Source organism: Lysobacter sp. S4-A87 (genome assembly GCF_022637455.1).
In the GTDB taxonomy this organism is placed as follows: Bacteria; Pseudomonadota; Gammaproteobacteria; order Xanthomonadales; family Xanthomonadaceae; genus Lysobacter_J.
The window spans coordinates 3,180,472-3,202,293 of the sequence record NZ_CP093341.1 but is presented as its reverse complement, the minus strand read 5'-3'; the positions used below and the strand labels follow the sequence as shown (position 1 = coordinate 3,202,293).

The window sequence follows — 21,822 nt, the reverse complement described above, 5'->3', positions numbered from 1 at the left end:
TTGACGTTGACCTCCGCCGTCACCGTCACCTGCAACATCAAGGTGGATCCCGGCTTTCGCCGGGATGACGCCAAACCAACGATACGAAGATGACCGACACCCTCGCCTCCAGCTACGACCCCAAGCAGTTCGAAACCCGCCTGTACGAAGAGTGGGAGCGCAGCGGTGTATTCAAGCCCAGCGGCAAGGGCGAGCCCTACACCATCCTGCTGCCGCCGCCGAACGTCACCGGCACGCTGCACATGGGCCACGCCTTCCAGCACACGCTGCAGGACGCGCTGATCCGCTACCACCGCATGCGCGGCTACGACACGCTGTGGCAGATGGGCACCGACCACGCAGGCATCGCCACCGAGATGGTGGTCGCGCGCAACCTCGGTCGCGACGGCCTGACCCGCGACGACCTCGGCCGCGATGGCTTCATCGAGAAGGTGTGGGAGTGGAAGCAGCACTCCGGCGACACCATCGAGCGGCAGATGCGCCGCCTGGGTACGTCCGGTGACTGGTCGCGCAGCGTCTTCACGATGGACCCGATGGCCGCGCAGGCGGTGATCGAGGCGTTCGTGCGCCTGCACGAGGAAGGCCTGGTCTACCGCGGCCAGCGCCTGGTCAACTGGGACCCGGTGCTGAAGACGGCGATCTCCGACCTGGAAGTCGTCAACGAAGAGGAAGACGGCTTCCTGTGGTCGATCAGCTATCCGCTGAGCGACGGCAGCGGCGAGCTGACCGTGGCGACCACGCGCCCGGAAACCATGCTTGGCGACGTCGCGGTGATGGTGCATCCGCTCGACGAGCGCTACACCCACCTGATCGGCAGGACCGTCACGCTGCCGCTGAGCAACCGCGAGATCCCGATCATCGCCGACGACTATGTCGATCGCGAGTTCGGCACCGGCGTGGTCAAGGTCACGCCCGCGCACGATTTCAACGACTACGCCGTCGGCCAGCGCCACGGCCTGCCGCTGATCAACATCTTCACCCACGTCGCCGCGGTCAACGGCAACGCGCCCGAGAAGTACCGGGGCCTGGATCGTTACGAAGCGCGCAAGGTCGTGCTCGCCGACCTGGAAGCGGCCGGCCGCCTGGTCGAAACCAAGCCGCACAAGCTGCAGGTGCCGCGCGGCGACCGCACCGGCCAGGTGATCGAGCCGTACCTGACCGACCAGTGGTTCGTGAAGATGGACGGCCTGGCCGCGCGCGGCCTGGAACTGGTCGGGGGTATCGATGGAAAGCCCGGCGACGTCAAGCTCGTCCCCTCCAACTGGATCAGCACTTACCGCCACTGGATGGAGAACATCCAGGACTGGTGCATCAGCCGCCAGCTGTGGTGGGGCCACCGCATCCCGGCGTGGTATGACGATGACGGCAACATCTACGTCGGCCGCAACGAGGACGAAGTCCGCGCGCGGCACTCGCTCGATCACACCGTCAGGCTGTCGCAGGACAGCGACGTGCTCGAGACCTGGTTCTCCTCGCAGCTGTGGCCGTTCAGCACCATGGGCTGGCCCGACGAACAGGCCATGGCCGAGCGCGGCTTCGACCGCTACGTGCCGTCGAGCGTGCTGGTCACCGGCTTCGACATCATCTTCTTCTGGGTCGCGCGCATGATCATGGCGACCGACCACTTCACCGGCCGCGTGCCGTTCAAGGACGTCTACATCACCGGCCTGGTCCGCGACAAGGACGGCCAGAAGATGTCCAAGTCGAAGGGCAACATCCTCGATCCGCTCGACCTGATCGACGGCATCTCGCTCGACCAGCTGCTGGCCAAGCGCACCGCCGGCCTGATGCAGCCGAAGATGGCCGAGAAGATCGAGAAGGCCACGCGCAAGGAATTCCCCGACGGCATCCCGGCGTTCGGCGCCGACGCGTTGCGATTCACCATCGCCGCGCTCGCCACCCACGGCCGCGACATCCGCTTCGACCTCGGCCGCGCCGAGGGCTACAAGAATTTCTGCAACAAGCTGTGGAACGCCACGCGCTTCGTGCTGATGAACACCGAGGGCGCCAGCTTCAGCGGTGCGCCGCAGCCGAAGACCGACCCCGAACGCTGGATCCTCTCGCGCCTGGCCAAGGTCGCCGCCGAGGCCGAGACCCACTTCGCCAGCTACCGCTTCGACCTGCTCGCGCAGGCGCTGTACGAGTTCGCCTGGAACGAGTTCTGCGACTGGTTCGTCGAACTGGCCAAGCCGGCACTGCAGGGCGATGACACGGACGCGGCGGAAAGCACGCGCCACACGCTGCTGTTCGTGCTCGAGCGCCTGCTGTCGCTGCTGCACCCGCTGGTGCCGTTCGTGAGCGAGGAGCTGTGGCAGCAGGTCGGTCCGAAGCTTGGCCTTGCCGACTCCACCATCATGATTCGCCCGTATCCGCAGGCATCGGACTTCGCCGGACAGGACTACACCGCCGCCGAAGCCGACGTCGAATGGCTCAAGGCGATGATCAGTGCGCTGCGCAGGATCCGCAGCGAGCTCAATGTCGCGCCGTCGAAGACGATTGCGTTGCTGCTGGCCGGTTGCGGCGCAGCCGATCGCGACCGTGTCACCCGCTTCGATTCGCAGCTTCGTTTCCTGACTCGCCTGGACGCCATCGACATCCTCGACGACGACGCTGCCGCGCCCGCCGCAGCGACCGCACTGGTCGGCGAGCTCAAGCTGCTGGTGCCGCTGGAAGGCCTGGTCGACCTCGGTGCCGAGCGCACGCGCCTGGACAAGGAGATCAAGCGCGTCGAAGGCGAGATCGGCAAGTGCCACAACAAGCTGGCCAGCGAGACCTTCGTCGCCAACGCACCGCCGGCGGTGGTCGAGCAGGAGCGCAAGCGCCTGGCCGACTGGAACCTGCAGCGCGAGGCACTGGCTTCGCAGCGGGCCAAGCTGGGCTGATCGGCTCGGCGTAGCCCGGATAAGGCGAAGCCGCACCCGGGGCGTGTGGGCATCCCGGGTGCGGCTTCGCCTTACCCGGGCTACTCGGGCGGCAGCAGTTCGATCGCCATTACCAGCGCATCCTCGCGGCCGTCGCGGGCCGGGTAGTAGCGCGGCCGGCGGCCGATCTCGTTGAAGCCTTCGGAGTGGTAGAGCGCGATCGCGCCCGCGTTGGACGGCCGCACTTCCAGGAATACGCGCTCGGCGCCGCGCCCGCGGGCCACATGCATCATCGCCCGCAACAGATGGCGACCGTGGCCGCGCCCCTGCCGCGCCGGATCGATGCAGATGTTGAGCACATGCGCCTCGCCGGCAGCAATGCTCATCAGGAAGTAGCCGATGACCTCGCCGCCCTGGTGCAACAGCCAGGCCGGGTAATCGGCACGCAGGCAGTCGCGGAATATGCCGACCGTCCACGGAAACTCGTAAGCGCGGATCTCGACCGCATGCACGGCGTCGAGGTCGTCCTCGCGCATCGGCCGCAGTGCGCCGGCGGGCGACGCCTGGCCGCTATCGACGGCCAGCGCGCTCACCCTGCACCACCCCGTCGGCGCAGGGCGCGCAGGCTGGGCCACAGCGCGCGCTTGGCGGCGCTGTTGCCACGCAGTGCCGCTCCGTCGGGAACCAGCGCGACGACGTCGGCATCGCCACTGTTGCGTCCCGCTGCGCGGAACACCGCCATCAGCAGGCGATCGGTCGCGGCCGGCATACGCGGCGCCGGTGCCGACGCGGATGGCCGCGCCTGGGCCGCGGCTCCGCCCTTGAGCAGCGCCGCCGCTTCGCGCCGGGCCTGTGCAGACGTGTCCTCCTGATGGCCCTCGGTCGGCGATGCCGCCTCGATGGACTGCGCGCCACCCAGCGCCCAAACCTGGTGGCCCATGGCCTGCAGCCACTCGCGCTGTTGCGGGCTCCACAAGCCACTCATGGGACGGCCTCGGTGCCTGCCGGACGGCGCAGGCGGCGGTATGCCGCGTAACCCGGACCCGACAACGCATACAGGCCGCCGATCACCAGCAACACCCGTGGCGGATCGATGGCAATGGCCACCAGCACGGCCAGCACCACCACGATCGCCAGGAACGGCACGCGATCGTGGCGCGGACCGCCGCCCTTGAAGCTGAAATAGCGCAGGCGGCTGACCATCAGCAGGCCGGCGACCACGGTCACGGCGAGCGCGGCATAGCGCAACTGCTCGCCGCTGTAGCCCATGTCGTCGCAGGTCCAGACGAAGCTGGCCACCAGCCCCGCCGCGGCCGGGCTGGCCAGGCCGATGAACCAGCGCTTGTCGACCTGCCCCACCTGGGAGTTGAAGCGGGCCAGCCGCAACGCCGCGCAGGCGGCATACAGGAACGCCGCGACCCAGCCGATCTTGCCGGGGATGGGACCGTCGAGCCGGGTTGCCGCCAGCGCCCAGTGGTACATCACCAGGGCCGGGGCCAGGCCGAAGCTGACCAGATCGGCCAGCGAGTCGTACTGCACGCCGAACTCGCTCTGGGTGTTGGTCAGGCGCGCCACGCGGCCATCGAGGCCGTCGAGGATACCGGCGACGAACACCGCGATGCAGGCGTCGTCGAAACGGCCCTGGGTCGCGGCGATGATCGCGTAGAAGCCGGCAAACAGGCCGCCGGTGGTGAAAAGGTTCGGCAGCAGGTAGATGCCGCGGCCGCGGGGCCGCGGGGTTTGTTGCAATTCGTCCATGTTTGGAAGTGTAGCGCTTGCTTGCGCCCCGGCGCGGTGATGCAATCGGACCTTCTCCCGCTCCCAACCGCCTGGAGCCACCATGTCCCGCCAGTCGTTCCGCCTGCTGCCCGGCCTCGTCGCCGGCCTGTGCCTGGTCTTTGCCCTGCCCGCTTCGGCGGCCAAGGTCTACCAGTGGAAGGATGCCCAGGGCGTCACCCACTACTCGGATGCACCACCGGCGGGTCAGGAATACAAGAACCGCGGCGTACATGAAGACGCTGGCAAGGCACCGGCTGCCGCCGCTACGGCCGCCAAGCCCGTGACCAACGCCAACTGCAGCAACGCCCGCAGCAACCTTTCGGTGCTTCAGGGGACGGCCGCAGTGGGTATCGACGAGGACAAGGACGGCAAGCCCGACCGCAACCTCAACGATACCGAGCGCGCCAACCGCACCCAGCTGGCCGAAGCCCAGATCAAGACCTATTGCGAAGGCGGAGCCGTCGCCAGCGGCGGCTGACCTGCCCGACATCATCGGGAGCCAGCTTGCTTGCTGGCGAACCCGTGAAAAGGCCTTGAGCCCATGCAGCGCCGGCACTCCGCCGGCGCTTCGTCGTCGGTGGGCCGCTCCCGGCTCCCGTCCCCCGCGCCCGTCATCAGCCCGGCGCATGGCAAAATGGCCGCTTCCCTACGTCCGAAGCCGAGCCGATGCGCCTGTCGCAGTTCCACCTCCACACCAGCAAGGAAACGCCCGCCGAGGCCGAAATCGTCAGCCACAAGCTGATGCTCAAGGCCGGCATGATCCGCAAGCTTGCCGCCGGCCTGTACACCTGGTCGCCGCTGGGCCTGCGCGTGCTGCGCAAGGTGGAGCGCGCCGTGCGCGAGGAAATGAATGCCGCCGGCGCGATCGAGGTGCTCATGCCGTCGGTCCAGCCCAGGGAGCTTTGGGAGGAAACCGGCCGCTGGGAGAAGTTCGGCGGCCAGCTGCTGAAGATCCAGGACCGCAAGGAGGCCTGGTACTGCTACGGCCCCACGCACGAGGAAGTCATCACCGACTTCGCCCGCCAGGAGCTGTCGAGCTACAAGCAGCTGCCGGTCAATTTCTACCAGATCCAGACCAAGTTCCGCGACGAGATCCGTCCGCGCTTCGGCGTGATGCGCGCGCGCGAGTTCCTGATGAAGGACGCCTATTCCTTCCACCTCAGTGACGAGGACCTGGGAGCCGAATACAAGAACATGTACGACACCTACGGCCGAATCTTCACCCGCCTGGGCCTGAAGTTCCGCGCCGTGTCGGCCGACTCCGGCGCCATCGGCGGCGCGGTCTCGCACGAGTTCCACGTGCTGGCCGAATCGGGCGAAGACGCGCTCGCCTTCCATAGCGGTTCGGACTATGCCGCCAACGTCGAACTTGCCGAGGCCGCCGCACCCGGCCCGCGCGCCGCCGCCAACGAAGCGATGCGCAAGGTCGACACGCCGACGCAGAAGACCTGCGAGGACGTGGCCGCGCTGATGGGCATCGCGCTGCAGCGCACGGTCAAGTCGGTGGCGATCATCGGTGCCGACGCCGAAGGCAACGCCCAGTTCGTACTGGCGCTGGTGCGCGGCGACCACGTCGTCAACGAGATCAAGCTGTCCAAGCTGGCCGGGCTGGCCGAATACCGCCTGGCCACGGAGGCCGAGATCGTCGCCCACCTCGGCAGCGAGCCCGGCTTCCTCGGACCGGTGGGTCCGCGCCAGGCCATCCGCGTGATCGCCGACCGCAGTGTCGCCGCCATGGCCGACTTCGTCGTCGGCGCCAACGAGGCCGGCTATCACCTGGCGGGCGTCAACTGGGGCCGCGACCTGCCCGAGCCCGAACTGGTTGCCGACATCCGCAACGTGGTCGAGGGCGACCTCGCCCCGGACGGCCAGGGCACGATCGGCCTGGCCCGCGGCATCGAGGTTGGCCATGTGTTCCAGCTCGGCCGCAAGTACGCCGAAGCGATGAAGCTGACCGTGCTCGACGCCAACGGCAAGGCGGCAACGCCGGCGATGGGCTGCTACGGCATCGGCGTGTCGCGGATCGTGGCCGCCGCGGTCGAGCAGAACAATGACGACAACGGCATCATCTGGCCCGAGGCGATGGCGCCCTGGCAGGCGGTGGTGTGCGTGATCAATCCCAAGGGTGATGCCGCCGTCGCAGAAGCCGCGCAGGCCCTGTACGCCGACCTCAATGCCGCCGGCATCGAAACCGCGCTCGACGACCGCGGGCTGCGCCCGGGCGCGATGTTCGCCGACATGGAGCTGATCGGCATCCCGCACCGGGTCGTCGTCTCCGAGCGCGGCCTGGCGGCTGGCACCTTTGAATACCGCCACCGTCGCGCCAGCGAAGCCGAGAATCTCGACCGCAGCGCCGTATTCGCCAAGTTCGGCAAATAGATCGGCACCTCCGGCGCGGACCCGTGCGGCCGCGCCGGATAATCCCCGATATTCAATCGATTTACTCGGCGGGCGCCGCGGGATTATGATCCTGCGCTGCCTGCACGGATCCGGCTGTCTGGCCATTTGCCCAGCCGTTGTTATCCGGCATCCCGATTCAAGGGCATTCTGCCCGGTAATCCCCCGAATAACTCCCGCCGCAACTCCCGCCGCAATTCCTTACTGTAATTCCCGCCCACTCGGAGGTTTCATGTCGATCGATATCACCTCGCTGTCCGCGAAAGAACTCGACGCCCTGATCAACCAGGCCAAGAAACGCAAGACCACGCTGAACAAGCGCAAGCCGATCGCCACCGTGCGCAGCAAGCTGACCCAGCTGGCCAGGGCCGAGGGTTACACGATCGTCGAGCTGTTCGGCGGCGGCCCCGCCACACGCAGTGCCAAGCCCGCGGCCAAGACCACGCCGAAGAAGGCGCGCAAGGCGATGGGCAAGGTGGCTCCCAAGTACCGCAATCCGGCCAATCCGGCCGAAACCTGGACCGGCCGCGGCAAGCAGCCGCGCTGGCTGGCCGCCCACACCGCGGCCGGGCGCGGCGTTGAGGAGTTTCTGATCCGATAACCGTCCAGATACCCCCCAGCCGGGCCGCGCATGCGCCCGGCACGGGAATGGACCCGATTCCAGATCATTTTCTGGAGCCGGCTTGCCGGCTCCCGCACCCCACCCGGGACGCCTAGAGGTTGCGACGGGCAGGCAACAACAGGTTGCCGAACAGCAGCCCCGCCACCAGCGCCAGCAGGATATTCAGCACGGCCAGCAATGCCGCCTGGCCGGCGTCGACGTCCTGCTGCTGGATCAGGGTTAGGAAACCCCGGAGGCTGGCACTGCCCGGCACCAGCATGATGATGCCGGGCACGCGCAGGATCGCGCCGGGACGGTTCCACCAGCGCGCATAGGCATTGCCGGCCGCGGTCAGGACCAGTGCGGCGAGGAAGATGCCGGCCGGGCTGCCGAACGCCTGGCCGCCGAAGCGCGAAATCAGGTAACCGCTGGCCGCGGCCGCCATCACCTTGGGGTAGTCGCGGCGATTGGCGCGGAACAGCACCGCGAACGCGAACGAGGCCAGTGCCAGCGCCGCCCACTCCACCCATTCCGGCTGCGGCCGCGAGGCACGCACCTGCGCGTCCAGTCCGATCATCTCGGCCAGGTACAGCGCGATCACCGTGCCTATTGCGAGCTTGAGCACCGTCGTCAGCGCACCGGCGAAGCGCGCCGTGCCCGACACAAGGTGCTGGCTGGTCAGCTCGTTGACGGCATTGGTCAACGCCATGCCGGGCAGCAGCACGATCAGCGAGGCGATGATCACGGTGTTCTGGTTCAACGGCGCCACATACGTGGCAACGAGCAGCGTCACACTCGCGGCGAACATCGCGGCAACCGCCTCGAGCGGCTCCTTGAATCGCGGCTGCGCTTCGGACACCTGCACGAACAGGCCGATCAACAGCCCGTTGGCACTGGCCACGGCGATGTCCAGCCACGGCAGGCGCAGCACGCCGGCGATGGCGGTCGCGGCCAGGCAGTAACCGAGCACCTGCATCGCGCGCGAGCGCCACGTGGGCGGCTTGTCGAGCGCGCTCATCTGCGCGTGTGCTTCGGCCAGGCCAAGGCGACCGGCGACGACGTCTTCGGCGATGCGGTCGGTCTCGGCGAGCCGGTACAGGTCGTTTTCGCCCGGAGGCAGGCGAATCACGCGCGTGGTGTCGCTGTCGCCCGGCGGCCGTTGCGGGTCGCTGAAGGTCAGGATCATGCCGGTCGGATTGGACCAGGGTTCGCACTCCAGTCGCAGCTGCTGCGCGACCGCGCTGATCGCACCCTCGAGCCTTTGCGCGGTGGTGCCATAGGCATGCAGGCGTTCGGCCAGCTCGATCACGAAATTGATCCGGGCGGCGTAGCTGGCAGCGCTCAGGGGAGACGGATTCGACATGGCGCGAAGGATGGCATGCGAGGAGCGAATGCGGGAGCGGAGATGTTCGCAGAAGCCAACAGCCGGCCCGCCCGCAATTGAAGCCTGCCCCAGGTCGCCGCCAGGCAGCCGGCGAAACACTCGCAGTCCCCTTTCGCCATTCGCCAACCCCGGCCCCCGACTCAGGTATCCTCGCGCCGAGGCTCCATGACCGATACGACCGCGCACCCGCCGCAGATCGCCGCCGATGGCCAAGCGCCGTCGCGCCTTCGCCTGAGTGGCAGTTGGACCCTCGACTACGCAACCCTGATCGCCGAGGCGCTGTCCGCCGCACCCGAGGCCGTCGACGCGGTCGACGCCACCGGCGTCGACCGGCTGGACTCGGTCGGCGTGCTGCAGTTGCTCCGCTTTGCCCGCCGCCACGGCATCGAGTTCGATGCCTTCAGCTTCCACGACGATCATCGCGCCCTGGTGACGGCGATCGAGGACGTCGCCGACGATCGCCCGCGCCGCAAGCGCGAGTACGGCGTGAGCGCGGCGCTGGCCCGACTCGGCTTCGCGGTGACCGACAACTACCGCGAAGCCCGCGCCCTGATCGGCTTCTTCGGCGAGACGCAGCTGAAGCTGCTGCGCATGTTCAAGGAGCCCACGCGCTTCCGCCCCACGGCCACCGTGCACCACATGGAGCAGGTCGGCCTGGACGCGGTGCCGCTGATCGCCCTGCTGTGCTTCCTGGTCGGCGCCGTCGTCGCCTTCCTCGGCGCCAACATCCTGGCCGACTTCGGCGCGCAGATCTTCGTCGTCGAACTGGTCAGCATCTCGTTCCTTCGCGAGTTCGGCGTGCTGCTGACCGCGATCGTCCTCGCCGGCCGCACCGCCAGCGCCTTCACCGCGCAGATCGGCGCGATGGTCAGCCGCGAGGAAGTCGACGCGATCCGCACGCTAGGCATGGACCCGGTCGACCTGCTGGTGATCCCGCGCATGCTGGCGCTGCTGGTGATGCTGCCGCTGCTGACCTTCATCGCGATGGTCTTCGGCCTGATCGGCGGCCTCACGGTCGGCGCCTACAACCTGGACATCCCGCCGCAGCAATACCTGGCGCGCATGCACGAGACGATGGAACTGCGGCATTTCCTCGTCGGCCTGGCCAAGGCGCCGGTGTTCGCCCTGCTGATCAGCCTCATCGGCTGCCTGGAGGGGCTGCAGGTCGAAGGCACCGCGCAGTCGGTCGGCGAACGCACCACCTCCAGCGTCGTGCAGTCGATCTCGATGGTGATCGTGCTCGATGCGTTCTTCGCCATCTGGTTCATGGAAATGGGCATCTGATCATGGCGCAGACCATCCACTGCCTGCCCGACCACAAAGAGCCGATCGTGCGCGTGCGCGGCCTGACCAACCGCTTCGGCGAGCAGGTGGTGCACGAGGACCTCGACCTTGAAGTCCTCCCCGGCGAGATCCTGGGCGTGGTCGGCGGTTCGGGCACGGGCAAGTCAGTGCTGATGCGTTCGATCCTGGGCCTGCGCCGGCCCGATGCCGGCGAAATCGAAGTGCTCGGCCTGGATGCGCGCAGCGAAGACCCCGACCTGCGCCGTGCCATCGAGCGCAACACCGGCGTGCTGTTCCAGGACGGCGCACTGTTCTCGTCGCTGACCGTCGGCGAGAACGTGCAGGTGCCGCTCAAGGAGTACCACAGCGAATTGCCCGACTCGCTGCGCTACGAACTGGCACTGCTCAAGGTCAAGCTTGCCGGCCTGCCCGCCGACGCGCTCAACAAGCTGCCGTCGCAGCTTTCCGGCGGCATGCGCAAGCGCGCCGGACTGGCGCGGGCGCTGGCACTGGACCCGCCGCTGCTGTTCCTCGACGAACCCACCGCCGGCCTGGACCCGATCGGTGCGGCTGCTTTCGACCGGCTGATCCGGACGCTGCAGCAGGCGCTGGGCCTGACGGTCTTCCTGATCACACACGACCTCGACACCCTTTACGCTATCTGTGACCGGATCGCGGTGATTGCCGATCGCAAGGTGATCGCCTGCGCGCCGCTGGCGGAAGTCGAACAGATGGACCACCCGTGGGTGCGGGAGTACTTCCACGGGCCACGCGCGCGCGCCGCGCAGAAGACCCGGCACCGCGATCTGGAGATCGGAATCCGATGAACGCCACGCACGACACCCCGGACCGGCAGGCCTGACATGGAAACCAAGGCCAACTACGTCCTCATCGGCGCGTTCACCATCGTGGTGACGTTGCTGTTGCTGTTGTTCGCCTTGTGGGCGGCCAAGTACACCTCGGAGAAGGACTGGCGTAACTACGCCGTGCTTTTCACCGAACCGGTGACGGGCCTGACCGAAGGCAGCCCGGTGCAATACAACGGCATTTCCGTCGGCACGGTCGAAACCCTGCGCCTGGCGCCGGACGACCCGCGCCGCGTGATCGCGTTGCTGCGCCTGCAGGCCAGCGCGCCGATCAAGACCGACACCCGCGCCAAGCTGTCGATCCAGGGCATCACCGGCAGCCCCTTCATCCAGCTCACCGGCGGCAACCCCGGCAGCCCGGCACTGGCCGATGTCGACCGTCGTGAAACGCCGGTGATCCAGACCGAGGCCTCGGCGCTGCAGAACATCGCCGACACCGCCAACCGCCTGGTCGCGCGCATGGACCAGGTGCTGAGCGACGAGAACGTCAAGCGCGTATCCAACACGCTGGCCAATATCGAGTCGGCCACCAGTGCGATTGCCGACCAGCGCGAGGACCTGCGCACACTGATCACCAGCGCGCGCAAATCCAGCGAACAGCTGTCGGTGACGCTGACGACCACCAACCGCGCCGTCGAGAGCGTCGACCGCGAGCTCGTCGCCAAACTTCCTGGCCTGATCGCCAAGCTCGACAGCACGCTCTCGCGCCTGGACTCGGCGGCCAACAACGCCAACGGCGTGCTCGCCGACAACCGCAACGCGATCAACAGCTTCGCCAACGACGGCCTGGCCCAGCTGGGGCCGACCCTGGGCGAACTGCGGCTGCTGGTGCGCGACCTGCGCCGCATCTCCGACCGCCTCGACAACAACCCGACCCGCTACCTGCTTGGCCGCGACGCGCCCAAGGAGTTCGAACCCAAATGACGACGCGAGCGAACACGGCGCCTGCCCTGGGACTGGCCCTCGTCCTGGCCCTGCTCTCCGGCTGCTCGATCCTGAGCGACAAGCCGCACAGCACCTCGACCATCTACGCCCCCGAGCCGCGCGTGCAGCCGGACCCGAGCTGGCCGACGGTGACCTGGCAGCTTGCGCTGACGCCCCCGGTGGGCGCGCGCGTGATCGACAGCCTGCGCATCGCAGTGCGGCCGACTCCGGGCGAGATCCAGATCTACAGCGGCGCGCAATGGGCGCGACCGCCATCGGAGATGCTGCAGGACACGTTGCTGCGGACCTTCGAGGACTCCGGACGCATCGCCGCCGTCGCCCGCCAGGGCAGCGGCATCGCCGCCGACTTCAAGCTGGTGCTGGAGATTCGCCGCTTCGAATCGGACTACGCCGGGCAGGCGGTGCCATCGGCGACCATCGAGGTCGCGGCGAAGCTGCTGCACACCCGCGACCAGAAGATCGTCGCTTCGCGCACGTTCCTGCAGGCGCAGCCGGCGACGAGCACCGCGGTCGCCGACGTCGCCCGCGCGTTCGAGCAGTCGCTGGTCGTCGTCGGCCACGACATCGCCGGCTGGACCCTGGTCAGCGGCCAGGACTACAAGCCTGCGAGCCGCTCCTGAAGCATCTGGCGCGCTTTTACCAGCGCGCTACCCGGCTGACAGGATCTGCCGGAACGTCAGGTTGATGCGCGCGCCGACCGGCCGGGCCGTGCGCGGCAGCGCGTGCCGATAGTTGCGCTGGGTCGGGCCGGACATCACCAGCAGGCTGCCATGGGGCAGTTCCAGCGTCAGTCGCTGTGGCGGCTGGGCGCGCGACTTCAGCGAAAAGCGCCGCGCTGCCCCGAGGCTGACCGAGGCAATGACCGGGGCCGGGCCCAGTTCGGGCTCGGCGTCGCTGTGCCAGCCCATGGCGTCGTGGCCATCGCGGTACAGATTGGCCAGCACGCTGTTGAAGTCCAGGCCCATCTCCGCGCACAGCCGCTCGCGCACCGGCCGCAGCGCCGCCGGCCATGGCCGGGGCTCGAAACGGACGCCGGAGTAGCGGTAGCCGGTTCCGGGATCGCCGATCCAGCAGCTCAGGCGCGGCGAATCGACCTCGCGGCCGAACAGGCGGATCCGGTGCACTTCCCAGGCCACCTCCTCGCGCAGCGCCGCCAGCAGCGCATCGGCCTGGCCCGGGTCCAGCCAGTGCCGGTCCAGGCGAAGTTCGGCATCGGCCAGGGGCAACGGCGACAGGGGCATGCAGCAACGCTAGCACGGCGATTTGCCCGCCCCTGCGCAAAACCGCGACAATCCACGGTTGTAAAGCCAGCCGCACGCGGAGCCGCCAGCATGAGCCAACACGACACCACTGCCGACACGGTCGAGCGCGACGTGATGGAGTACGACGTCGTCACCGTCGGCGCCGGTCCGTCCGGCCTGGCGTTCGCGATCCGCCTCAAACAGCTCAACCCCGACATCTCGGTGTGCGTGATCGAGAAGGCTTCGACCATTGGCGCCCAGATCATCTCCGGCGCGGTGATCGAGCCCGGCCCGCTCGACGCCCTGTTGCCGGGCTGGCGCGACAACCCGCCGCCGATCTGCGTGCCGGCGGTCAAGGACGAATTCTGGCTGCTCAGCAAGACCGGCCACACCCCGCTGCCGATCCCGCCGGGCATGCACAACCGCGGCAACTTCATCGTCAGCCTCGGCGCGATGTGCGCCTGGCTGGCGCCGCAGGCCGAAGCGCTGGGCGTGGAGATCTACCCCGGCTTCGCTGCTTCCGAGACCCTGCACGATGCCGACGGCACCGTCATCGGCGTGCGCATCGGCGACATGGGCGTGGCCAAGGACGGTTCGCACAAGCCCGGCTTCACCGCCGGCATCAACATCCGCGCCAAGGTCACCGTGTTGGCCGAGGGTGCGCGCGGCCACCTGACCAAGCGCCTGGTCAAGCAGTTCAAGCTCGACGCCGACAGCGATCCGCAGTGCTACTCGATCGGCCTGAAGGAACTGTGGCAGGTGCCGGAAGATCGCGTCGAGCCGGGCAAGATCGTCCACAGCTTCGGCTGGCCGGCCGACAACCAGACTTACGGTGGCAGCTTCCTGTACCACCTGGACAAGGGCCGCATCGCCCTGGGCTACGTCAGCGGCCTCGACTACCAGGATCCGGAATACAAGCCATGGGAGGCCTTCCAGCAGTGGAAGAACCATCCCTCGGTCAAGCCGCTGCTGGAAGGCGGCAACATCCTCTCCGCCGGTGCGCGCGCGATCGTCTGCGGCGGCTGGCAGTCGCTGCCGAAGGTCGAGATGCCGGGCGCGCTGCTGATCGGCGATACCGCCGGCCTGCTCAACGTGCCCAAGATCAAGGGCACCCACCAGGCGATCCGCTCGGGCATGCTCGCGGCCGAGCACCTGGCCGCCTCGCAACTGGCGCCGCAGGGCTTCGACGCGAAGCTGCGCGCATCCGAGGCGATGGCCGAGCTGAAGAAGGTCCGCAACATCAAGCCCGGCTTCAAGCGTGGCCTCTGGTTCGGCATCCTAAATTCCGCCTGGGAAACCATCACCGCCGGGCTTTCGCCGTGGACGCTGAAGGTCAAGGCCGACTGGTCGACGCTGGACAAGGTTGCCGATCACGAATCACCGCGTACCGATCACGGCGGCCGCGACTACGTCGACCGCACGCTCGCCCCGCGCGACCGCCTGCAGAGCGTGTACTACGCCGCGACCGAACACGACGAGGACCAGCCGGTGCACCTGAAGGTGCGCGACACCTCGATCTGCATTACCCGCTGCGCCGAGGAGTACGACAACCCGTGCACGCGCTTCTGCCCGGCCAATGTCTACGAGATCGTGCAGGACGTTCATGCCGACGGAAGCGTGGGCAAGCGCCTGCAGATCAATGCGGCCAACTGCGTGCACTGCAAGACCTGTGATATCAAGGACCCGTACGAGATCATCGACTGGGTGACGCCGGAAGGCGGCTCGGGGCCGAATTACCAGAACCTGTGACGCTTGACGACCGGCGCCAGCGCCGGTCGTGGCCACGAACCAGGCTCAACGCCTGGCGACGATTGCGATTCCGGCAGGGTAGTCGAAAGAGATCATCTCGCAGCGGGTAAATCCCGCCTGCATCACCATTGCCCAGAAATCGGCGCCGAATTCGCTGTGAACGACCAGATCGGACTCGGAGCCTCCGGGGGCACCGTGGTAGCTGGAGGCAAGCCCGTCCCGGGATTGGCTCATTCGCCCCAGGATGATGGGCACCGTAAATACCGCACGACCATTGGGGACGAGTACGCGCTTCATCTCGGCAAGTGCCTTCATCGGGTCAGGCACATGCTCGAGCGTATCGGAGTGGATGATCAGGTCCACGCTGGCATCGGCCAGCGAAAGCTTCTGTAGATCGACCTGCGGATAGCTGCCAAACACGTGCCCGGGGAACTGGCGCAACCAAGGGTTCAGCGTGCCAGCCTCATTCACTTCCAACATACGCTCCGAGGGCGCTGTTGCAATCAGCTCGGTCAGCGTCCCTTCGAATCCTGCGCTGGCGCAGATTGCCTTCGCAAGAGCGATGGATCGAATGTTGCAGCCACATCCGAGGCATTGCGTTCCCTGCTGCCGGTTGATGTAGGCAGTTTCGGCTTCGGATAACGCCCACTCCGAAACCAGGCCATCCCACAGGACATCTTGATGGCGGTAGCCGCGGTGTCCGCAGACTGCACAAGGGGCAATTTCATCGAGCCCGGCCAGTGACTCCACCGGTCTGGCAAACGCGCGTTGTTTCATCAACTCTATACAACCTCTTTCAAGGCGGCACGACATTGTCGTGTTCCGCAAACAAACGAATCAGGCTTGAAGCACGACTCCGGTCTTCTGCCTCAGCTCTTCAAGTTCCACGTCAGGCGCCAACTCGATCAGCTTCAGCCCCTCGGCCGTCACGTCCATCACCGCCAGTTCGGTGATGATGCGATTGACCACGCCCACGCCGGTCAGCGGCAGGGTGCACTGCGGCAGGATCTTGTGCTCGCCGCTCTTGGCCGTGTGCTCCATCAGCACCACGACGCGCTTGACGCCGGCGACCAGGTCCATCGCGCCGCCCATGCCCTTGACCATCTTGCCCGGCACCATCCAGTTGGCCAGGTCGCCCTGGTCGGTGACCTGCATGGCGCCGAGGATCGCCAGGTCGATGTGGCCGCCGCGGATCATCGCGAACGAGTCGTGGCTGCCGAAGTAGCTCGCACCCGGACGTGCCGTCACGGTCTGCTTGCCGGCATTGATCAGGTCGGCGTCGACTTCGGCTTCGGTCGGGAACGGACCGATGCCGAGCAGACCGTTCTCGCTCTGCAGCCATACGTCCATCCCGTCGGGGATGAAGTTGGCCACCAGCGTCGGCAAGCCGATGCCGAGGTTGACGTATGCACCGTCGGTGAGTTCCTGCGCGGCGCGTTGCGCCATCTGGTCGCGGGTCCAGGCCATGGGTTCGGGTCCTTGTCAGTTCTGGTGTCAGCCGGCGCGCACGGTGCGCTGCTCGATCCGCTTTTCGGGATTCGGGTTGTGGACGATGCGGTCCACGTAGATGCCCGGCAGGTGGACCTGGTCGGGATCGATCTCGCCAACCTCGACGAGCTGTTCCACTTCGACGATGCAGACCTTGCCCGCCATCGCGCAGGCCGGATTGAAGTTGCGCGCGGTCTTGCGGAACACCAGGTTGCCGGACTTGTCGGCCTTCCACGCCTTCACCAGCGACACATCGGCCCTGAGCGCGGTTTCCATGACGTAATGCTGGCCGTCGAATTCGCGCGTTTCCTTGCCGTCGGCCACGATCGTGCCGTAGCCGGTACGGGTGAAGAACGCCGGAATGCCGGCGCCGCCTGCACGCAGGCGTTCGGCCAGCGTGCCCTGCGGGTTGAACTCGAGCTCGAGCTCGCCGGACAGGAACTGGCGCTCGAATTCCTTGTTCTCGCCGACGTACGACGAAATCATCTTTCTGATCTGCCGGGTCGTCAGCAGCAGGCCGAGGCCGAAGCCATCGACGCCGGCGTTGTTGGAGATCGCGGTCAAGCCCTTGACCCCGCTGTCGCGCAGGGCCTCGATCAGCGCTTCGGGAATGCCGCACAGGCCAAAGCCGCCGACGGCAAGGGTCTGGTCATTGGCGACGACACCTGCCAGTGCGGTACGGGCGTCAGGAAATACCTTGCTCTTGTTGCTGGCGCCGGCTTGTGTCGCGGCCATGGGGGACTCCGGTTCGGGTCTGCGAATTCCAGCAGTTTACCCCGCCGCACCCATGCGGCCACCGTACCTTCGGGCATGGTCGACGAACCATCCGGAGGGCCTGGGGTCTGATAATGCCCGCAACAATCCCGCAACAATCCCGCAACCGACCCGCCAGCCCAGCCCTGCCTTTAGACTTCGATCCATGCCACGCCTTGCCCTCGTCACCGCGATCGCCGCCGCCGCTCTGGACGACGACCTCGTTCCGCTGCTCGATGCCTGTGCACGGGCCGGCATCGCCACGCAGGTCCGCGCCTGGGACGATCCATCCGTTACCTGGTCGCGTTTCGATGCGGTCCTGCTGCGCTCGCCATGGGACTACACCGAGCGCCTGGGCGAGTTCCTCGACTGGTGCGGGCATGTATCCACGCGCAGCCACCTGCTCAATCCGTTGCCGGTGGTGCGCTGGAACACCGACAAGCACTATCTCGCCGCGCTCGCGGAGCGATCGGTACCCGTGGTGGCAACGCGCTTCGTCGAGCCGGACATGGAACCCCTGCCGATCCTGCAGGCGTTCCTGGTCGAGCACGCGCTGGCGGCCGAGTTCGTGGTCAAGCCCGCCGTCGGCGCCGGTTCACGCGACGCGCAGCGCTACTCGCGCGACCAGGAGTTCGCCGCGGCCAACCACATCGCCCGCCTGCTCGAAGCCGATCGCAGCGCAATGTTGCAGCCGTATCTGGCATCTGTGGATCGCGACGGCGAAACCGCACTGATGTTCTTTGAAGGCCGCTTCAGCCATGCCATCCGCAAAGGACCGCTGCTGCAGCGTGACGAAGGACCGACCGAGCATTTGTTCGCGGCCGAGGAGATCACCGCCCGCATCCCGGGCCAGGACGAGCTGGCACTGGCCACGCGCGTCCTGGCCGTCGCGGCCGAATGCCTGCACCTGCAATCACCCCTGACGTATGCGCGAGTCGACCTGATCCGCGACGACGATGGCAGCCCGCGCCTGCTCGAACTGGAACTGTGCGAGCCCTCGCTGTTCTTCCTGCACGCACCCGGCAGCGCCGACCGCTTTGCCGCGCTGTTGGCTGACACGCTGCGTCGCGGCGCGCCTGTCTGACCGGTCAGGAGCGGCCGTAGACGTCTTCAAGGCGGACGATGTCGTCCTCGCCAAGATAGCTGCCAGATTGCACCTCGATCAGCTCGACCGGCTCGGTCCCGCGGTTGCGCAGGCGATGCACGCTGCCCAGCGGGATGTAGGTGCTCTCATTCTCGTGCAGGTCGAACACCTTGTCGTCGCAGGTGACCTCGGCGACGCCGGACACCACCACCCAATGCTCGGCACGGTGCGCATGCTTCTGCAGGCTCAGTGCGGCGCCGGGCTTGACCACGATCCGCTTCACCTGGAATCGCGGACCGACGCCGATCGAGTCATAGCTGCCCCAGGGGCGGTAGACCTTGCGATGGAACAGGTGCTCCTGGCGCCCGGCGCTCTTGAGCTTGTCGACCACCGCCTTGACGTCCTGCACGCGATCCTTTCTCGCCACCAGCGTGGCGTCGGGCGTGTCGATGATGACCAGGTCCTCGACGCCTATGGTGGCGATCAGCCGCCGCTCCGACGCACGCACGAGACTGTCGCGGGTGTCGACGGCGATGACGTCGCCCTCGTAACGGTTGCCTTCATCGTCGCGCTGCGCCACCGACCACAGCGACGACCACGACCCGATGTCGCTCCAGCCACAACTCACCGGCACCACCGCGGCGCGATCGGTCTTCTCCATCACCGCGTAGTCGATCGAATCGCTGGGACTGGCGGCGAAGGCATCGTGATCGATGCGGATGAAATCCAGGTCGGTCGTCGAGCTGGCCATCGCGGCTTGCGCTGCTTCGATGATCGCCGGCGCGTGCCGGGCCAGCTCGTCGAGATAGCGCTGCGCGCCAAACAGGAACATGCCGGAGTTCCAGGCGTACGTGCCTTCAGCGACATACGACTCGGCGGTGGCCAGATCGGGCTTCTCGACGAACCGGTGCACCTGGTAGCCGCCCTTGCCGAGCGATGCGCCGCGCAGGATGTAGCCGTAGCCGGTCTCGGCGTAGTCCGGGGTGATGCCGAAGGTCACCAGCCAGCCCTCGCCGGCCAGTGCGGTGGCGGCCTCGACCGCGGTGCGGAACGAGCCCTCGTCCTCGATCAGATGATCGGCTGGCATCACCAGCAAGGTCGCCTCGGGGTCCCGCCGCAACGCATGCAGCGCGGCCAGGGCGATGGCCGGCGCGGTACTGCGCGCGACTGGCTCGAGCAGGATGCCACCGCTGGCAATGCCTATCTCCTGCAGCTGCTCGCCGACCATGAAACGGTGGTCCTCGCTGCACACCGTCACCGGCGGCTGCGCCCCGGGGAGCTTGCTCGCCCGCAGGACGGTCTCCTGGTACAGCGAGTGATCGCCGATCAGGGCCAGGAACTGCTTGGGTTGGTTCTGGCGCGACAGCGGCCACAGCCGGGTCCCACTGCCGCCGCTGAGAATGACCGGATGAAGCATTTCGACTCCGCGTGGGATTTGCGGGCAGCAGGGTAGCGGATCGCGCCGGGAATGGCCCTGCCCGGACGCCGGAACTCCCAACTCAGTTAACGCAATCCAGCGCTTGGCCCGCCCGACACCCTCGATCGGATCCGAAACGTGCGCCTGCGTATGGCACCCGCTCTCGGCTAGAATTGGGGGTTCTCGGCCCCTGTCGGCCGCGCAACCCCACAGGAACTCCCGCACGATGAAGATTCTCGTCGGTTACAAGCGCGTGGTGGACTTCAACGTCCGCATCCAGGTCAAGCCGGACGGCTCCGGCGTGGTCACCGACGGCGTCAAGCTGTCGCCGAACCCCTTTGACGAAATCGCCCTGGAAGAGGCCCTGCGCCTGCGTGACAAGGGCATCGCCACCGAGGTCGTGGTCGCCACGATCGCCCCGGCCGACGCTCAGGCGCACCTGCGCAACGGCCTGGCCATGGGCGCCAACCGCGCCATCCACGTGGTCAGCGATGCCCCGATCCAGCCCCTGACCGCGGCCCGAACCCTGCTCAAGCTGATCGAGAAGGAACAGCCGGACCTGGTGATCCTGGGCAAGCAGGCCATCGACGACGACGCCAACCAGACCGGCCAGATGCTGGCCACGCTGTGGGGCCGTCCGCAGGCGACCTTCGCTTCCAAGCTTGAGGTCGCAGACGGCAAGGCAACGGTCACCCGCGAGGTCGACGCCGGCCTGGAAACGCTGGAAGTCGACCTGCCGGCCGTGGTCACCACCGACCTGCGCCTGAACGAGCCGCGCTTCATCAAGCTGCCCGACATCATGAAGGCCAAGAGCAAGCCGCTGGAGTCCATCGCCTTCGCCGACCTCGGCATCGACACCGGTGACACCCTCAAGACCACCCATTTCGCCGCGCCGGCCAAGCGCAGCAAGGGCGTGATGGTGAAGGATGCGGCCGAACTGGTCGCCGCACTCAAGCAAAAGGGGCTGCTGTAATGAGCAAGGTTCTGATCGTCGCCGAACACCTGGACGGCAAGCTCAACGCTTCCACCGCCAAGTGCGTGTCCGCTGCGCAGGCACTCAAGCCCGAATCCGTTGACGTCGTCGTGCTGGCCGCCGACCCGGCCGCCGTCGCCGCGCAGGCCGCGCAGATCGCTGGCGTGGGCAAGGTCCTGACCATCGCCAACGCCGCCAACGCCCATGCCATCGCCCAGGTGCTGGCACCGCAGATCGCCAAGGCCGCCGCGGGCTACAGCCATGTGCTTGGCCCGAGCACCACCTTCGGCAAGGACCTGATGCCGTGCGTGGCCGCCCTGCTCGGCGTGGCCCAGGTGTCGGACGTGATGGCGGTGGAAGGCAGCCACACGTTCAAGCGCCCGATCTACGCCGGCAACGCGATCATCACCGTCGAAGCCCCCAGCGACCATACTGTCGTCGCCACGGTGCGCACCGCCTCCTGGCCGGAAGCTGCCAACGGCGGCAGCGCTCCGGTTGAACCGCTGGCCGTCGAGACCACGCTGCCAGCACACACCCGCTTCGTCGGCCTGGCCGCGGGCAAGTCGGACCGCCCGGACTTGCAGAGCGCCAAGCGAGTGGTCTCTGGCGGACGCGGCGTCGGCTCGGCCGAGAACTTCAAGGTCGTCTACGACCTGGCCGACAAGCTCGGGGCCGCCGTTGGCGCTTCTCGCGCCGCTGTTGATGCCGGCTACGTGCCCAACGAACTGCAGGTCGGCCAGACCGGCAAGATCATCGCCCCGGAGCTGTACATCGCCGTCGGTATCTCCGGCGCGATCCAGCACCTGACCGGCATCAAGGATGCCGGTACGATCGTGGCCATCAACAAGGACGGCGATGCGCCGATCTTCGAGATTGCGGATATTGGGCTGGTGGGGGATCTGTTTGCCTTGCTGCCGGAGTTGGAGCGGGCGCTGGGCTAATCCGGGCCGTGAATCAGGCGCTGCAGGCGACAATCTGCAGCTGCCTGCTCGATCTGGTG

Annotated in this window: 21 protein-coding genes; 12 read left to right on the top strand and 9 right to left on the bottom strand. The window is 67.3% G+C overall.

The window, feature by feature from the left end; genetic code table 11:
* The first annotated feature begins 89 nt into the window (after positions 1 to 89).
* A complete protein-coding gene (locus MNR01_RS14370) occupies positions 90 to 2,882 on the top strand; it encodes a valine--tRNA ligase (protein ID WP_241918444.1) in 2,793 nt (930 codons plus the stop codon).
* A gap of 80 nt (positions 2,883 to 2,962) precedes the next feature.
* On the opposite strand, the gene rimI is transcribed toward MNR01_RS14370, so the two are convergent.
* From rimI to pssA, 3 genes are read right to left on the bottom strand one after another with little or no spacing between them, the layout of a single operon-like run.
* Positions 2,963 to 3,397, bottom strand: a complete 435-nt coding sequence (gene rimI / locus MNR01_RS14365) for a ribosomal protein S18-alanine N-acetyltransferase (RefSeq protein ID WP_241920638.1) — start codon at positions 3,395 to 3,397, stop codon at positions 2,963 to 2,965.
* A gap of 53 nt (positions 3,398 to 3,450) precedes the next feature.
* Entirely contained in the window at positions 3,451 to 3,846 is a 396-nt protein-coding gene (locus MNR01_RS14360) for an alanine acetyltransferase (protein ID WP_241918443.1), read from the bottom strand.
* A complete protein-coding gene (pssA, locus tag MNR01_RS14355) occupies positions 3,843 to 4,619 on the bottom strand; it encodes a CDP-diacylglycerol--serine O-phosphatidyltransferase (protein ID WP_241918442.1) in 777 nt (258 codons plus the stop codon). The genes MNR01_RS14360 and pssA overlap by 4 nt, the downstream gene beginning before the upstream one ends.
* An 82-nt stretch (positions 4,620 to 4,701) precedes the next feature.
* Between pssA and MNR01_RS14350 the strand changes: the two genes are divergently transcribed.
* From MNR01_RS14350 to MNR01_RS14340, 3 genes are all read left to right on the top strand, one after another.
* Positions 4,702 to 5,118 (top strand): DUF4124 domain-containing protein, encoded by a 417-nt coding sequence (locus MNR01_RS14350; RefSeq protein ID WP_241918441.1) that lies wholly within the window; start codon positions 4,702 to 4,704, stop codon positions 5,116 to 5,118.
* A gap of 188 nt (positions 5,119 to 5,306) precedes the next feature.
* A complete protein-coding gene (locus tag MNR01_RS14345) occupies positions 5,307 to 7,019 on the top strand; it encodes a proline--tRNA ligase (RefSeq protein WP_241918440.1) in 1,713 nt (570 codons plus the stop codon).
* 250 nt (positions 7,020 to 7,269) lie between these two features.
* Positions 7,270 to 7,638, top strand: coding sequence for an H-NS histone family protein (locus MNR01_RS14340; RefSeq protein WP_241918439.1), 369 nt, complete (start codon positions 7,270 to 7,272; stop codon positions 7,636 to 7,638).
* Positions 7,639 to 7,750: 112 nt separating this feature from the next.
* On the opposite strand, the gene MNR01_RS14335 is transcribed toward MNR01_RS14340, so the two are convergent.
* A complete protein-coding gene (locus MNR01_RS14335; RefSeq protein WP_241918438.1) occupies positions 7,751 to 9,001 on the bottom strand; it encodes a threonine/serine exporter family protein in 1,251 nt (416 codons plus the stop codon).
* A 186-nt stretch (positions 9,002 to 9,187) separates the two neighbouring features.
* On the opposite strand from MNR01_RS14335, the gene MNR01_RS14330 reads away from it, so the two are divergent.
* Genes MNR01_RS14330 through MNR01_RS14315 form a run of 4 tightly spaced genes read left to right on the top strand, consistent with a single transcriptional unit; the run spans position 9,188 to position 12,737 of the window.
* Positions 9,188 to 10,306 (top strand): ABC transporter permease, encoded by a 1,119-nt coding sequence (locus MNR01_RS14330; protein ID WP_241918437.1) that lies wholly within the window; start codon positions 9,188 to 9,190, stop codon positions 10,304 to 10,306.
* A gap of 2 nt (positions 10,307 to 10,308) precedes the next feature.
* Entirely contained in the window at positions 10,309 to 11,133 is an 825-nt protein-coding gene (locus MNR01_RS14325) for an ABC transporter ATP-binding protein (protein WP_241918436.1), read from the top strand.
* 36 nt (positions 11,134 to 11,169) lie between these two features.
* Positions 11,170 to 12,096, top strand: coding sequence for an MlaD family protein (locus tag MNR01_RS14320; RefSeq protein WP_241918435.1), 927 nt, complete (start codon positions 11,170 to 11,172; stop codon positions 12,094 to 12,096).
* A complete protein-coding gene (locus MNR01_RS14315) occupies positions 12,093 to 12,737 on the top strand; it encodes an ABC-type transport auxiliary lipoprotein family protein (RefSeq protein ID WP_241918434.1) in 645 nt (214 codons plus the stop codon). The genes MNR01_RS14320 and MNR01_RS14315 overlap by 4 nt, the downstream gene beginning before the upstream one ends.
* Positions 12,738 to 12,764: 27 nt before the next feature.
* Here the strand turns inward: MNR01_RS14315 and MNR01_RS14310 are convergent, their stop codons facing one another.
* Positions 12,765 to 13,358: an alpha-ketoglutarate-dependent dioxygenase AlkB gene (locus MNR01_RS14310; RefSeq protein ID WP_241918433.1), complete on the bottom strand. Its 594-nt coding sequence runs from the start codon at positions 13,356 to 13,358 to the stop codon at positions 12,765 to 12,767.
* 90 nt (positions 13,359 to 13,448) lie between these two features.
* Between MNR01_RS14310 and MNR01_RS14305 the strand changes: the two genes are divergently transcribed.
* Positions 13,449 to 15,107, top strand: coding sequence for an electron transfer flavoprotein-ubiquinone oxidoreductase (locus MNR01_RS14305; protein ID WP_241918432.1), 1,659 nt, complete (start codon positions 13,449 to 13,451; stop codon positions 15,105 to 15,107).
* A 45-nt stretch (positions 15,108 to 15,152) separates the two neighbouring features.
* Here MNR01_RS14305 and MNR01_RS14300 read toward each other — a convergent pair whose 3' ends face one another.
* The 3 genes from MNR01_RS14300 to MNR01_RS14290 are packed head-to-tail and all read right to left on the bottom strand — an operon-like array spanning position 15,153 to position 17,330.
* The gene (locus MNR01_RS14300; protein WP_241918431.1) at positions 15,153 to 15,884 is read right to left on the bottom strand and encodes a methyltransferase domain-containing protein; all 732 of its coding nucleotides are present in this window, start codon (positions 15,882 to 15,884) and stop codon (positions 15,153 to 15,155) included.
* A 60-nt stretch (positions 15,885 to 15,944) separates the two neighbouring features.
* Positions 15,945 to 16,574, bottom strand: a complete 630-nt coding sequence (locus MNR01_RS14295) for a CoA transferase subunit B (protein WP_241918430.1) — start codon at positions 16,572 to 16,574, stop codon at positions 15,945 to 15,947.
* 27 nt (positions 16,575 to 16,601) lie between these two features.
* A complete protein-coding gene (locus MNR01_RS14290; RefSeq protein ID WP_241918429.1) occupies positions 16,602 to 17,330 on the bottom strand; it encodes a CoA transferase subunit A in 729 nt (242 codons plus the stop codon).
* Positions 17,331 to 17,514: 184 nt separating this feature from the next.
* Between MNR01_RS14290 and MNR01_RS14285 the strand changes: the two genes are divergently transcribed.
* A complete protein-coding gene (locus MNR01_RS14285) occupies positions 17,515 to 18,432 on the top strand; it encodes a hypothetical protein (RefSeq protein WP_241918428.1) in 918 nt (305 codons plus the stop codon).
* A gap of 4 nt (positions 18,433 to 18,436) precedes the next feature.
* Here the strand turns inward: MNR01_RS14285 and MNR01_RS14280 are convergent, their stop codons facing one another.
* Entirely contained in the window at positions 18,437 to 19,849 is a 1,413-nt protein-coding gene (locus MNR01_RS14280) for a mannose-1-phosphate guanylyltransferase/mannose-6-phosphate isomerase (RefSeq protein ID WP_241918427.1), read from the bottom strand.
* 226 nt (positions 19,850 to 20,075) lie between these two features.
* On the opposite strand from MNR01_RS14280, the gene MNR01_RS14275 reads away from it, so the two are divergent.
* Both MNR01_RS14275 and MNR01_RS14270 read left to right on the top strand, forming a co-directional pair.
* Positions 20,076 to 20,822 (top strand): electron transfer flavoprotein subunit beta/FixA family protein, encoded by a 747-nt coding sequence (locus tag MNR01_RS14275; protein WP_241918426.1) that lies wholly within the window; start codon positions 20,076 to 20,078, stop codon positions 20,820 to 20,822.
* The gene (locus MNR01_RS14270) at positions 20,822 to 21,763 is read left to right on the top strand and encodes an electron transfer flavoprotein subunit alpha/FixB family protein (RefSeq protein ID WP_241918425.1); all 942 of its coding nucleotides are present in this window, start codon (positions 20,822 to 20,824) and stop codon (positions 21,761 to 21,763) included. Before MNR01_RS14275 ends, MNR01_RS14270 begins: the two co-directional genes overlap by 1 nt.
* Positions 21,764 to 21,822 lie beyond the last annotated feature (59 nt).